This window comes from Streptomyces sp. ICC1 (assembly GCF_003287935.1).
Classification (GTDB): Bacteria; Actinomycetota; Actinomycetes; order Streptomycetales; family Streptomycetaceae; genus Streptomyces; species Streptomyces tritrimontium.
Genome location: NZ_CP030287.1, coordinates 6710772 through 6723838 on the forward strand (window position 1 = coordinate 6710772; position 13067 = coordinate 6723838).

General features: G+C 72.0%; 10 protein-coding genes and 2 pseudogenes. 4 read left to right on the top strand and 8 right to left on the bottom strand.

The genetic code is table 11. The features are described from left to right. Positions 1 to 564: 564 nt before the first annotated feature. From DRB96_RS31465 to DRB96_RS31475, 4 genes and pseudogenes are all read right to left on the bottom strand, one after another. Complete coding sequence (locus DRB96_RS31465; protein WP_112451516.1) at positions 565 to 1080, bottom strand: hypothetical protein; 516 nt, start codon at positions 1078 to 1080, stop codon at positions 565 to 567. Positions 1081 to 1094: 14 nt separating this feature from the next. Then, on the bottom strand, positions 1095 to 2966 hold the full coding sequence (locus DRB96_RS45220) for an amidase domain-containing protein (RefSeq protein ID WP_343234708.1): 1872 nt from the start codon (positions 2964 to 2966) through the stop codon (positions 1095 to 1097). A gap of 297 nt (positions 2967 to 3263) precedes the next feature. Then, a pseudogene (locus DRB96_RS45225) lies at positions 3264 to 5051 on the bottom strand (DNRLRE domain-containing protein); the annotation flags it as partial. A 312-nt stretch (positions 5052 to 5363) separates the two neighbouring features. After that, a pseudogene (locus tag DRB96_RS31475) lies at positions 5364 to 6637 on the bottom strand (APC family permease). A gap of 300 nt (positions 6638 to 6937) precedes the next feature. On the opposite strand from DRB96_RS31475, the gene DRB96_RS31480 reads away from it, so the two are divergent. Genes DRB96_RS31480 through DRB96_RS31485 form a run of 3 tightly spaced genes read left to right on the top strand, consistent with a single transcriptional unit; the run spans position 6938 to position 7950 of the window. Continuing rightward, positions 6938 to 7240, top strand: coding sequence for a MarR family transcriptional regulator (locus tag DRB96_RS31480; protein ID WP_162688591.1), 303 nt, complete (start codon positions 6938 to 6940; stop codon positions 7238 to 7240). A 30-nt stretch (positions 7241 to 7270) separates the two neighbouring features. After that, complete coding sequence (locus DRB96_RS46380) at positions 7271 to 7486, top strand: SDR family NAD(P)-dependent oxidoreductase (RefSeq protein WP_343234625.1); 216 nt, start codon at positions 7271 to 7273, stop codon at positions 7484 to 7486. After that, positions 7483 to 7950: an SDR family NAD(P)-dependent oxidoreductase gene (locus DRB96_RS31485; RefSeq protein ID WP_343234709.1), complete on the top strand. Its 468-nt coding sequence runs from the start codon at positions 7483 to 7485 to the stop codon at positions 7948 to 7950. Before DRB96_RS46380 ends, DRB96_RS31485 begins: the two co-directional genes overlap by 4 nt. A gap of 305 nt (positions 7951 to 8255) precedes the next feature. Here DRB96_RS31485 and DRB96_RS46060 read toward each other — a convergent pair whose 3' ends face one another. Then, entirely contained in the window at positions 8256 to 8714 is a 459-nt protein-coding gene (locus DRB96_RS46060; protein ID WP_275432033.1) for a recombinase family protein, read from the bottom strand. Between the two features lie 101 nt (positions 8715 to 8815). Here DRB96_RS46060 and DRB96_RS31500 point away from each other — a divergent pair, with 101 nt between their 5' ends. Continuing rightward, positions 8816 to 10732, top strand: a complete 1917-nt coding sequence (locus tag DRB96_RS31500; protein WP_112451520.1) for a tetratricopeptide repeat protein — start codon at positions 8816 to 8818, stop codon at positions 10730 to 10732. A gap of 71 nt (positions 10733 to 10803) precedes the next feature. On the opposite strand, the gene DRB96_RS31505 is transcribed toward DRB96_RS31500, so the two are convergent. The 3 genes from DRB96_RS31505 to DRB96_RS31515 form a co-directional block, all read right to left on the bottom strand. Beyond that, positions 10804 to 11046 (bottom strand): hypothetical protein, encoded by a 243-nt coding sequence (locus DRB96_RS31505; protein ID WP_112451521.1) that lies wholly within the window; start codon positions 11044 to 11046, stop codon positions 10804 to 10806. Between the two features lie 103 nt (positions 11047 to 11149). Then, on the bottom strand, positions 11150 to 12334 hold the full coding sequence (locus tag DRB96_RS31510; protein ID WP_112451522.1) for a GDSL-type esterase/lipase family protein: 1185 nt from the start codon (positions 12332 to 12334) through the stop codon (positions 11150 to 11152). 126 nt (positions 12335 to 12460) lie between these two features. Next, positions 12461 to 12958 carry a hypothetical protein gene (locus tag DRB96_RS31515; RefSeq protein WP_112451523.1) on the bottom strand — a complete coding sequence of 166 codons (498 nt, stop codon included), beginning with the start codon at positions 12956 to 12958 and terminating at the stop codon, positions 12461 to 12463. Positions 12959 to 13067: the final 109 nt, after the last annotated feature.

Genomic DNA, 13067 nt, shown 5'->3' on the forward strand with positions numbered 1-13067 from the left:
GCGTCGCTGAGTTGGCATGCGCATGGTTGTCACGCGTACGGGCGGCGGTCTTCGCGCAGCGACGGTCAGGTCCGGACGCGCGCCCGGCCGGGGCGGTGGTGTTCGGCCCCCGCCGTACAGGTCGGGCGGATCGGCTGACACCGTCCTACGGCGGTGACGATGATGCTCGGCATGCGCAGACAGACCCCGCCGGACGCAGATGCCTGGGCCTCCGCCCCCGACCCGCTGCCGGCCTTGGCCGAACAAGAACTGGCGTTCCATCAGCGCCGCGGTGACGCCGCGCGGCGCGCGCACCGCGCGATCGAACTCGGCGCACTGGCCAGTGCGTCCGTGACGGTGGTGGAGGCAGGCCTGCACGCCCCGGCATGGGTGACGACGATCGTTGCCGGGGGTGCCCTGTTCTGCACCGGGTTCCGCCAGGTCTTCGCCCCCGGCCCCCGCTGGGTGTTGGCGGCCCAGGCCCGTGAGTCCCTGCGCCGCGCGGTCAACGATGCCACGAAGGGGCGCCGCCCACGTGGTTTCCCACGCGGGCGACGCCCCTTGCCGGGACGCGTCCGGATCAGCTCACCGTGCGGTCTTCGAGCCGAGTTCGCCGGGCTTCTTCGGCACCCACGGGTGCACGGCGGTGGCCTCCTCGGGGGCGGGCTCACCCATGGTCACGCGCCAGACGTCCTTGCCGTCCACACTGGTGGCCCGGACCTGGATCTGCTTGATCTGGCCGGTCTCGTGCAGGTAGAGCACGACCTCCTGCCGGAGCGAGCCCTCGTCGTAGAACTCCGCGGTCACCTTGCCCCGGGCTCCCTTGCCGAATGCCGCGATCCAGTTCTCGGCGGTCTTCTCGGGGACGCCCTCGTCCTCCTTGTCGGCCACCAGCGACGCCAGCTCGCCGACCTTGCCGTCGGCGATGCGCCACACCACCTGCTGGGTGATGCCCAAGGATCCCGTGGACGGGTATCCGACCACGGCGAGCGGCGGGTGGCTGCCGTAGTCACCGGCGTACGCCACGTCTTCGGCATCGTAGGCCGAGGAGCAGGCGGTCAGCATGCCGACGGCCATCGCGGAGAGGGCCACGGCCCGCAAGGCCGGTCCTGGCCTCATCGAGACCTCGGCCGGAGCGCGCCGACCTCGACGATCGGATTGGGGCCGGTGCTGTTCCGAGCCATGATCCCCTGGAGCGTGTCGTGGGCGCTGTAGCCGTGCTGGGCAACACTGACGACGCCCTGGTTGTTGCCGGTCACGACCGCCGCGTGGTTGTACACACCGTTGTCCTTCTTCCAGGTGAAGAACAGGATGTCTCCAGGGCGAAGATTGTACGCCCGGTTGACGTAGCCGGGCTGGCGGTAGCTGAACAGGTGCTGGAACAGGTTCTGGGCCCCTGACCAGGTGTGGCTGTTCTTCTTCCACGACGTCCAGGAGGTGTTCCGCCACCAGGCGCGGTCCTGCCAGTAGGCATAGTGGCGCATCTTCATGCCGCCACCGTTGTAGAGGGCCTTCGACACGAAGTTGGTGCAGTCGTTTCTGCCGTAGTCCCTCGGGATCTTGCCGGCGTTGTTCCAGGCCCAGCTTCCGGTACCCGAACCGTTGACGTAGGCGGCCGTGAGGGCGCCGGCCGGGGAGGAGCCCGGCACGGGGAACCCGTCCGCGCCCAAGAGGATGGTCTCCGCGTCACCGGTCGGCATGCCCGTGGTGTCGGCCGGTGTGGCGGCCACCTGGGTTCCCGCCGCAGCCGTGGGGGACAGCTTCTGCCCCGCCTCGCTGTCGTCGGATTCGCTCTCGAGCCTCACGGTCCCGCCCGAGACGTTGAACACGAACCGCTTGGCCCGCCGGTCCTCCGACACCTCGTCGACGCCGTTGACCCGCAGGGTCATCGTCTGGATCACAGTGCTTCGAACCAGCACGCGGTCGGTTCCGCCCGGGGCGACCATGGTGTCCGTCAGAGCTGAACTGGCACCCACGTACGACTGGCTTTGCGTTCCCAGCGCCACGAGCCCCCCGATGAGGGAGGCTTCCTGCACGTCGAGGACCGCTCCGAAGACCGCGCCGTGCGCGGACTCGGCCGCCGCCTCGGCCGTGGTGGCACTGACCCCCGTGGTGACCTTGTTGCGGGCGGTCAAGTAGGCCTGGACGTAGTCCTTGTACGGCGTGGTCCCACCGGCCACGGAGACGCCCTGAGCCAGTGCGGAACGGGACACCGGGCCGCTGCCGACGGCATTCTTCGCCGTCACCGAGACCCGGTGGGAGGTCGCGTTGTTCAGCCCGGAGAAGACGGCGCGCAGCGCCGTGCCCTCCCAGCTGCCCACCACCGTGCCGTCGCTCTTCTCGGCCTTGGCCACGTACGTGACGTCACCGGTCGCCCCGCTGTCGAGCGGGGGGTTCCAGGTGGCGAGCAGGCCGGTGTCACCCGGGGTGGTGGCGATGTCGCCGACCACGCCGGGAGCGGTCGGCGGCAGGTACTCGACCGTCAGCTGGGGACGCAGGGCGGTGTCCGCCGCCGTACCCGAGTGGTACGAGGCTCCGGCCACCGTGCCGGGGGCGGTGAGGGCCAGTCCCTCGTTGCCGCCGCGGTCGAGCCAGGACTGCACCAGCATGCCGAAGTCGACCTCGGACAGCGCGAGGTCCGAGACGTAGCTTTCGGTGCCCGCGGCCGTGAGGAGGTCCTTGCCGCTCTGCGCCGCGGTCCACGGCGTGGACAGCTCGAACGCCTCCGGCTTCTGCGCCTCACACGGCGCGGTGCAGTTGGCGCGGATCAGCGACAGCTTGGCGGAGGTGACGCGCGCCCCCTTCGGCAGCGCGGTGAGGTCCGCCTTCAGATGGGTGGCCCACAGGTGGCCGTCAGCGGCGCCGACCCGGAGCTGACCGTTCGGCGGCGTGGCGCAGCCGGGCGCGTCACAGTCGGTGGCCGTCGTCACGCCCGTGAGCGCGGTGCCCTTGATGACCAGGGACTGCGTGGCAGGCATGGGCGGCATCGGCTGGAGGCGGACGGTCAGGCTCTGCTCCGCCGACCAGGGCGAGCACCCGACGCTGTCACAGGCCCGTACGGACCAGCGGTAGCTCGCGCCGTCCGCCAGTTTGCCGTCCGGGATCTCCAGGGCGGCCCGGTTGCCGCTCTCCACCCACACGGGAGGCAGCGGAAGACCGGGGATCGGATTCCCGGCCGCGGCCTTGAGCGAGAACTCCGCGCTCACGCGGGTCTGTGCCGGGGTCGTGACGACCGCGGACAGGATCGGCGTCAGGGTCTGCTGCGCACCGGCTTGCACGTCCTGCGGGGCGTCGGGCAGCGGGCTGACGGTGAAGGTCGTCCAGTTGGACCACGGGGACCAGCTGTTGCTGTAGTGCGTTCCGTCGTACGGGGAGGTGCGGAACCGGTACGTGTGCCCGTGCTGGAGCACGCCCGCCGGTACGACGATCGAGGCGGGAGTGCCGGCCGGGACGTACGGCGACACCATCGTGTTTCCGACCTGCGCGTTCGTGGCGGCGTCGAAGATCTGGAAGGTGCCGTTGACCGTGTCGCCGTCCTTGTCCGCGAACGTGTCGCGCAGGGTCGGCGTCGTCGTGTCGACGCGCCATGCCGGGGTCTTGTCCTGGACGAACGGAGGTCCGGCCTCCTGCTTCGTCCCGGTCTGCGGACGGTAGTTGTAGGTCACCGTCAGCTTGGGCGGGTTGGAGGTGGCGTTCGCGGAGTTGACGCGCTTCCACTGCCCGACGACCGCCTCCGACGAGGCCTGCAGACCCATGCTGGACAGCGGCGCCTTCGCGGACGCCCACGTCTGCACGAGGGTGGTCACGTCGGCGTTGATCCAGCCGTCGGGTGCCGCGGCACAGCCGGGGTTGCCGCGGGTCTGGGTGGACGTGGCGTACTTGGTGGTCATGGCCGGCTGGTTCGTCCAGCGCGACGCGGTGCTCGGGGTGCCGGAGCTCCAGACCTCCCACGGCTGCGCGCTGCAGTCGACGTTGGCGGAGTGGAAGTTCCACAGGCTCAGGCTCGCGCTGGACACGAGCGCGTCCGCGATGGGCGCGGTGTTCCAGGTGATGAAGGAACGTGCGGTGCGGAACGTGCCGTTCGCGTTCTTCGTACCCGGGTTGCCGAGGTCGAGTTCGGTGTCGTTGGACCAGTCGATCGTCTCCCCCTGCTGGACGTAGGTGTCGAAGACGCTGCCCAGCGAGGAGGTGGAGGGGTCCACCGTCACGGGGTACTTGGTGGCCGGGTCCGCGAGGAACTTGGCGTCGGGCGTGACGACGAGGTCGACCGTGCCCTTGCCCTGGACCACCTTCATCGCGACGGGGACCTTGCGGGTGTGCTCACCGGAGACGGGGTCGACGGTGGAGTCCCACATCACCGGCGTCGGCATGACCGCGGTCTTGCGCGTCTTGCGGTCGGTGAACTGGACGCTGCCGTCGGCCTGCTGTTCCACCTTCAGGCCCTTGGCCGTCAGCGGCAGCGTGTACGAGTAGGTGTCGGAGGCCGGCCGCTGCTTCAGCTCGACGAACTGCTCGAAGCCGCTGCGGGTTGCCTCGACGACCACGTCACCGCCGTTCACGGCGTTGGTGTACACGGCGCGGGCCCCGTCGAGGTCGGGGGACGGCAGCGCGCCCTTCCACTTGAGGGTGATCTGCTGGTCCCCCTCGCCCAGGGTGGCCAGATCGGTGCTGGTGTAGTTCACCGCGGGCGCTGCCGCCGGGGCGGCCTTGGCCATGCGCGGGATGCTGCCCGCGGCCAGCTTCAGGCCCTGCGGATGGGCCTTGGACGCCACCGAACCGTCCGAGCCGCGCCCCAGGGTCACATCGACGCCGCGCCAGCCGCGCACCTGCTGGTCGTAGAACCGGATCGGCCCGGCGGCCACTTCGGTCGTGAGCGTGCCGTTCGGGTTCACCCACGTCGTGGCGGTCTCGGACCGCTCCGACACCGCCTCCACACGGTGGCCGGCGGTACGGGCGGCCACCCGGGCGCGCGCGATGTCGACGGCTTCGGTCACCTTGCCGGGCTTCGTCGCGGGCGTCGGCGCCGGCGCCGCACCTGCCACGTTGGAGCTCTGGATCAGTGTGGCGGTCACGATGAGTGCCGCCCCGCCCGCTATCCAGTGCGAGGTCCCCCAGGGGCCTCTCCCACGGCGGCGTGCCGTGGAGAAACGAGTAGCCATACTTCCTCGGTCTTGTCGATGGAGTATCAAAACTTGATACGAAAGGAGCAACATAGCCCCCTGACCAGGCAGTTCTGACTCGCAATCGGACAAGAGGGACACAATGCGCGCCGCAGTGACCCACTCGTGATGTGTCACTTAGCTGTCACTGGACGAGGGCCGTCTCCGCACCACCGAGACGAGGCCCGCCTCCTCGCCATCGAACAACGAGGTGACGCTCCGCGTTCAGCGGCCGGCTCGGTCGTTCCTGGTCTTGCGCAGGCCGAAGACGGCGGCGCCGAGGATGAGGACCGCGCTGCCGGAGATGACCGTGCTCGCGGGCAGGGCGAAGGCGAGGGCCGCACAGCCGGCCAGGCCGATCACGGGGACGAGGCGGCCGGGCCGGCCTTCCTCTTCGGTGAGGGTCCAGGCGGAGGCGTTGGCGATGGCGTAGTAGGCCAGGACGCCGCAGGAGGAGAAGCCGATCGCGCCGCGTACGTCGGTGGTCGCGGCGAGCAGGGCGACGACGGCGCCGACGGCCAGTTCGGCGTGGTGGGGAACACCGAAGCGCGGGTGTACGGCGGCCAGGGTGTGCGGAAGGTGGCGGTCGCGGGCCATGGCCAGGGTGGTGCGGGAGACCCCGAGGATCAGCGCGAGCAGTGAGCCGAGTGCGGCGACGGCGCCGCCCGCGCGGACGATCGGCACCAGCCAGTCGGCGCCCGCGGCGCGTGCGGCGTCCGGCAGCAGGGCGGTGGCGTTCGCCAACCCGCCGGGGCCCAGGACGGTCAGGGCGGCGACGGCGACGAGGGCGTAGACGCCGAGGGTGACGCCGAGGGCGATCGGGATGGCGCGCGGGATGGTGCGGGCGGGGTTGCGGACTTCCTCGCCGAGGGTGGCGATGCGGGCGTAGCCGGCGAAGGCGAAGAACGACAGGCCCGCGGCTTGGAGTACCCCGCCGACGGTGGCGTCCGCGCCGATGTCCAACCGGGCGGTGTCCGAGCCGACCGAGGCCAGGGCGGTGACGACCACGGCGGCGAGCACGGCCAGGACGACCGCGACGATGACGCGGGTCAGGAGGGCGGATTCTGCACCCCGGCGTAGTTCACGGCGGTGAGCGCCACCACGGCGGCCACGGCCACCGCGTGGGCCTGCCCGGGCCAGAGATACGTGCCGACGGTGAGGGCCATCGCCGCGCAGGAGGCGGTCTTGCCGACCACGAATGCCCAGCCGGCCAGGTGGCCCCAGAAGTCGCCCAGGCGTTCGCGGCCGTAGACGTAGGTGCCGCCGGACTGCGGGTAACGGGCGGCCAGTCGCGCCGAGGACGTCGCGTTGCAGTAGGCCACGACCGCGGCCAGGGCCAGGGCGAGCAGCAGCCCGGAACCGGCGGCGCCGGCCGCCGGGCCGAGCGCCGCGAAGATCCCGGCCCCGATCATGGAGCCCAGGCCGATCACCACGGCGTCGGACACCCCCAGCCGGCGCTCCATCCCACCCGCGCCCGGCAGGGCTCTCCCCGCGCTCATCACTTGCTCGCCCTCGGACCGGCCTTCGAACCAGGCGCACCGTAGCCGACGGAGATGTCCCGCCGGGCTGCCCCGGAGCGTCGGTCGTGCTTCGATGTAATGACCTCCCGGGGGCCCGGGTCACCGGCGCTGCCCGGCGGGGGCTGCGGCCACCGGTCCCGGTATGACGGGCGGTCGTGAGATCGCGGCTGCGAACGGGCCGGTCGGTTACGCGCTCAGCAAGGCCGCCAAGCCCACCGCGCGCAACTGCAGGTCAGGGTGGGTCCGCTCGGCCTGTACCTGGGACGGGATCTCCTACTGGTGGACGTTCACCGGCATCCCGGGACCACCCGGGCGGAGCTGGTCAAGCGCCTGGGTTTCGAGCAGCCCACCATTGCCAAAGCGATCACCCGCATGGAACGGACCGGGTTCGTGGAACGCGCCGCGGACCCTGGCGACCGACGCGTGACCCGGCTGCGGCTGACCGCACAAGGCGAAGCCGTGGTCCAAGACGTCATCGACGCCTGGGCGGACGCCGACAGGGCCTCCACCACCGGACTCACCGACGCGGAGACCCGTGAGCTCACCCGGCTCCTGCACAAGATCCGCGACAAGCGTCCGTGAACGCGGTCAACGACACCACAGGGGGAACAGATGGACCTGGGATCGGCAGGCAGGGCCGTACTCGTCACCGGCGCCAGTTCGGGCCTCGGCAGAGCCACCGCGCTGGCGTTCGCGGACGAGAAGGCCCACATCGCCGTCGGCTATCACACCAACCGCCGCGCTGCCGAGGAGGTCGCCGCCCTGGCGGAAGAGCGCGGTGCCCGCGCGATCTGCGGCAACTCGACCTCGGCCGGCCCGACTCGCTGAAGGATGCGGTCGAGCACGCCCGCCGGGAGCTCGGCCCGATCAACGCCCTGGTCAACTGTGCGTTGCAGTGGCCGGGATGGCCCGACCCCGGTGAACTCTTCGAGACCGCGCCACCCGAACGGTTCACCTCATCGCTGGCCGCCAACCTGACCGGCCCCTACCTCCTCGCCCGTGCTGTCGTGGCTGACAGGCGTGCACTGCACTGGGGCCGCATCGTCAACGTCTCCACCGGCCTGGTCGAGGACGGCTTCCCCCACAGCGCCCCCTACATCGCCGCCAAGTCGGGGCCGCACGGACTGACCCGCGCCATGTCCCGCGAACCGGCCGCCGAAGGCATCCTCACCAACGTGGTCATGCCCGGCTTCACACCCGCCGACAACAGCTCCCGGCCCAGCTCCTCGAGAAGGCCGGCGGCGGCGCCGCAACCCAGAGCGTCACCCACCCCGACGATGTCGCCCGCATGATCGTCTTCCCCTGCTCCGCCGCCAACACCAACACCACCGGCGAAGCCATCAGGACCGACGGACACTTCCTCAGCCCGACCTGACAGGTGTCGTGCGCACAGTAGATGTCAGTGGCGCGCAGAGTTGTGTCAGCGGGACGGTCCGCAGCCCATGGAAGGGGCTGCGGTGCGTATGCCGGGTGCCTGAACTCCGCGGTCCGTCAGGTTGGACGGCACCGTGGCGAAACGACCCAAGACGAAGAAGAAGCGACCTTCCTTCGGCATACCGAGGGAGATCATCCTGCTGACGGGGCAAGATGTGTGGCCCTACACGTTCAGCGCTGATGACTCGGGTGGCGGATGCGGCAAGGTCCCGATGCCCGCCGACGCGGCCCTTGAGGACGTACAGACGGCGATCTTCACGCACCTTGCGGACCACACCCGCACACTCCACGGCGTTGAGATCGACGTGGAATGGTCCTCCCTGACGCCGGATGATCCGGGTGGAGCTCCGACGCCGAGGTGCGACGCGATGGTGGTGACGGACTCCTTCGCGTCGCGGCGCCGCAGGGCGACGGCGAGCACGTCGCCGTCGGCAGCCGGCGGGCGGCCGCCGTGCTTGCCGTTCGCGGCGGCGGTGTCCAGGCCGACGAGGGTCCGTTCGTGGATGAACTCCCGCTCGACCTCGGCCATCGCGGCGAACACCACGAAGAGGACCTTGCCCGCGCTGTGCGGGTCGTAGGTGCCGGCGAGGTGTGCGCGCTGTCCTTCACTTATAAGGGACACCCCCCCTCACACCCCTGCGCTCGCCACCCTCGACCCCCTGCCGGATCCGCTCCCGGCAGGAGCTACCTTCGTACCGATCACCAGGACGGGGGGACGGGTTCATGGACGAGCGGCTCGAAGCCGAGGGCGAGGTGGCGGTCGCCCGCCTCAGCATCGACGGCGGGGACCTGCGGCACGCGGCGCGGCATCTGGGCGACGCGCTGGCCGCCGATCCCCGGCACCCCGACGCCTACGCGGCCCTGGCCGAGCTGGCCGCGGCCGCCGGCGGCCACGCGGCCGCTCTGGAACTGTTCGCCGACGACGCCTTCACCGGCTCGGTGGCTTGCGTCGCCCAACTGCACGCCGCCGCCGGCCAATGGGAGCCGGCCCTCGGCGCCCTCGCGGCGGTGCTGGGCGCCGAGCCCGACCGCCCGTGGGCGGTGGTCTCCTGGCTGGCCGACCCCGCGCTTCCCGGCCGACTGTCGCCCGCGGCCGTCGCGCAGGCCGTCGCGAGGCTGTCGCGCACCCTGCCCGATCCGCTGCCGCCCCGACTGCGGGAACCCGTAAGGCCGTTCTACTCGCTGGTCAGGGCCGTCACCGCCGCCCACCCCGGGGATTCGCTGCTGCACGCGATGGCCTCCACGCTCGCCCGGCGCTTCGGTGACGCCGCCGATGCCGTCGCATGGGCCGAGCGCGCCCGACAGCTCGAACCCGGACACGCACAGGCCGTCGTCCTCGGCTCCGCGCTGCACGCCGCCGGACGCTCCGCCGAAGCCCTGGCCGTGTGGGAGGCGGAGATCGCCCGCGACCCCTCGGGGGTGGACCTGTACGTCGACGTCGCCGAGCTCCACGGGAAGACCGGCCGGCCCGCCGAGGGCCTCGTCTGGCTCGAGCGCGCACTGGCCCTGGAACCCGACCACCCCAAGGCCGCACCCGCCGGGCACGCCCTGCGCCACGCCGTCGACGGGGGCACGGCGCACCTGCTGGCCCTCTCCGACCACCTGCGGGCCCATCCCGACCACGGCTACGCCGCCCACCTCCTGGACGGGCTCTGCGAGGACGAGCCGTGGCTCGGACACGTGCACCCGGCGTACGAGGCGAGCGTCAACGTGCTGCACCAGATGCTCGCCCGGCCCGGCACCGCCCGCGACCACGGGATCGAGCTGCTCTCCTCCGCCCTGGAGCCGCCCAGCACCCGCCTCGCCCTGACCATGGGATTCCCGCGCGCGACGGTCGACTACCAGTCCGTTCCCTCTCCCGATCCCCGCATCCCGCAGTACCAAGTCAGCACCGTTCTCTGGGAGTTCCACGGCCCGGAGGGGCGGGCCGCCCGCCCCTCGGTCGGCGCGCCTTCGGCCGAAGCCTCGGAACTGCTGCGGCAGGTGGCCGCGTTGGGCTGGCCTTCGCCCGGAGCCGCGTACGACCACGCCGTACGGCTGGCCGGGCTGTCCGCCGAGGACCTGCTGGCCCTGTGCGTGCACCCGCCGCTGCCCCTGGAGGACGAACAGGGAGCCCGTCTACTGGGCGGGCAGCCCGAGATGTGGGTCCGGGCGGTGCAGGTCTTCGCCTGCCTGGGGCTGGCCCACCACCGCGCGGACGAGCCCTGGCCCACGTCCCGCCGCAGGGCCCTGCTCGTCGACCTGCTCTTCGGTCCCGAGGACTGGACCAACGAGGCCGCCGGTTTCGCCCTCCTCGCCATAGCCTGGGCCGACCCCACCACCCGCGAGGACATCGGGGCCCGCCTGGTCGACCGCCTGCTGCACGTGGGCAAGGCCTGGCGGGAGCGCGACGCGACGATCCTCGCCTCGCTCTCCCGCCTCGTCCTGGCCTGCCCGTGGCTGCCCGAGACCTTCCTCAGCCTGGCCGGGGAGATGCTGAAGGCGGCCACCGACTTCCACTCCAGGCCGGCGGAGGACGCCGCGGAGCGCCAGGCGGACATCATGGCCGAGCTCGACGCGCGACGTGCGCCGGGCGCGGGTGCCGCGCGCGTCCCGAAGCCCCGGTCGCTCCTGAACCGCCTCTTCGGCCGGGCCCGCTGATCCCGCTCCCCGGCCGGCCGGTACCTGCCGGCCGGCCCGGGGCGGACCGTCCGCGGTGCTGCGACCGGCCGCTACATGGCGGAGCGCAGCATGCCCGCCGTCCTGGCCATGGCGGCCCTCGTCGGCTCGTCGACGGCCGTCCGCGCGGCGTCCTCCAGGAGCAGGGCGGCCGCCTGGAGCAGCCCGACGTGGACCGGGACGGTCTGCAGGCCGGTCAGTGCCGCCATCGCCTGGTCGGTGGCGCTCTGCGGGATGAGGGTGCTGACGCCGCGTCCGATGCCGCGTTCACGTGGGCCCTGCGCTGGTGTGGTCACCCGGCGATTCTCCATGATTCGGATACCGCTCGGCATCCGCGACGATCGGGTCCTACCGGCGCTTTGACCCGCAATACGGGGCACCGGCCACTCGCCGGACCGGTCAGGCGGTGCCCTGCGCGAAGGGGCCGGACGCGGTGAAGGCGAGCCGGGCGAAGCGTTCGCCGATCCGGCGGTGGGTGGCGGCGTCCGGGTGGAGCTCGTCGGGCAGCGGCAGGGCCGCGGAGTCGGCCTCGCCGTAGAGCTCGCGGCCGTCGACGTAGTACAGGTTCGGGTCGGTGGCGCCACGCTGTCCGACGATCCGGGCCAGCTCCTCGCGGATGACGCGCAGGGTCAGTTTCCCGCTCGCGCGCTCCGCCGGGTCGCCGGTGGCCACGAACCGGAGCCGTCCGGCGCTCAGCGCGGTCATGTCCGGGGCGCTGGGGCCGGGCGTGTCCTCGTGGATGGGGCACAGGATGGGCGAGAGGACCAGCAGCGGAGTGGCGGGGTGGCCTTCGCGGATGGTGTCGAGGAACCCGTGGACGGCGGGGGCGAAGGCGCGCAGCCGCATCAGGTCGGTGTTGACCAGATTGATGCCGATCTTGACGCTGACCAGGTCGGCGGGGGTGTCGCGCAAGGTACGGGCGGTGAACGGGTCGAGCAGCGCGCTGCCGCCCAGGCCCAGGTTGATCAGCTCCACGCCGCCGAGGGAGGCGGCGAGCGCGGGCCACGTGGTGCTGGGGCTCGCGGCGTCGGAGCCGTGGCTGATCGAACTGCCGTGGTGCAGCCACACCTTGCGGCCCCGGTCCGGTGCGGGCTCGACCGGGGCGTCCGTGCGCAGGGCCACGAGTTCGGTGGTCTCGTTGTGCGGCAGCCAGATCTCGACGTCCTTGGCGCCCTCGGGCAGTCCGCTGAAGGCAAGGGTGCCGGGCGGTCCGGGCCGGTGTTCGGCGGACCCGGTGGCCATGTCGATGACCAGGGTGTTGCCGCCGGCCACAGAGGCCTGGCCGGCCGGGCGGCCGCCGACGAGGAGGTCGTACACGCCGTCCGGCCGGGGCGGGGCGCCGACGTAGGCGCGCTTGGTGGGCAGCGTGTCCAGTTCGACGGCGGTGGCGCGGGTGCGGAAGACCAGCCGGACTCCGGAGGGCTGGGACTCCACCATGGCCAACTGCGGGTCCGCGCACTGGGCGCGGGCCCACGCGGGCAGCCGGTGCGGCAGCAGGCCGTGCTCGGTCTCCTCCAGTTCGAGGGCGCCGCGCACGAGGTCCGGGGTGATGGGCGTGGTGATCCAGTGGTGCGGGGTGTGCATCGGTTCAGCCTGCCACACCCCGGGCCCGGCCCCGGTCGAATACGACCGGGGCCGGGCCCGCGTGGGGGCGGGTCAGGGGTTGGGGCCGCGTGGGGCGGTCGGGAGTTGGGCCCGAGTGGGGGCCGGTCAGCAGTTCTTGACCGCGTAGACGGGCGTCCAGTCATAGGCGAGCTGGCCGCCTCCGGGCTGGAACCGCTTCAGCTCCCCGCCCCCGCTGCCGTAGAAGAAGGACCAGACCCCGCCGGTCTGGTTGTCGAAGTAGAACCCGCCGCCGTTCCAGTTCGACACCGAGTAGCGGTGACAGGCGTCCAGGTAGAAGATCTTCCAGTCCGAACTCGTCGGGTCCCAGACGAGGGTGCACAGGTTCCCGCTGGCGCAGCCGTAGCCGCCGCCCGGCGGTACGTGGCCGCTGGGGGCGTACGGCGAGATGCCCGGGGAGGCGGCGGCCAGGGCCGCCGAACGGTCGGCGGCCGCCGGGGCGGCCGGGGCGGTCAGGACGACGCGGGCCGCAGCCGTGCTCTGCTCCGAGGGTGCGGCCGCCTGGGCCGGGGCGGTGGTGAAGGCCGCTGCGCACAGCATCGCGCAGACGCCGGCCGTGCCGAGGATGGATCGCTTGACGCGCATCGTGAAACCCCTTGTCAGAGCGGTGTGATGTGCCTCAAGGCTCTCGGAGGAGCCGGCCGGGCGGAACCTCGCACGAACGAGGGTGAGCGGGTGCGAGGGTGAGCGGGTG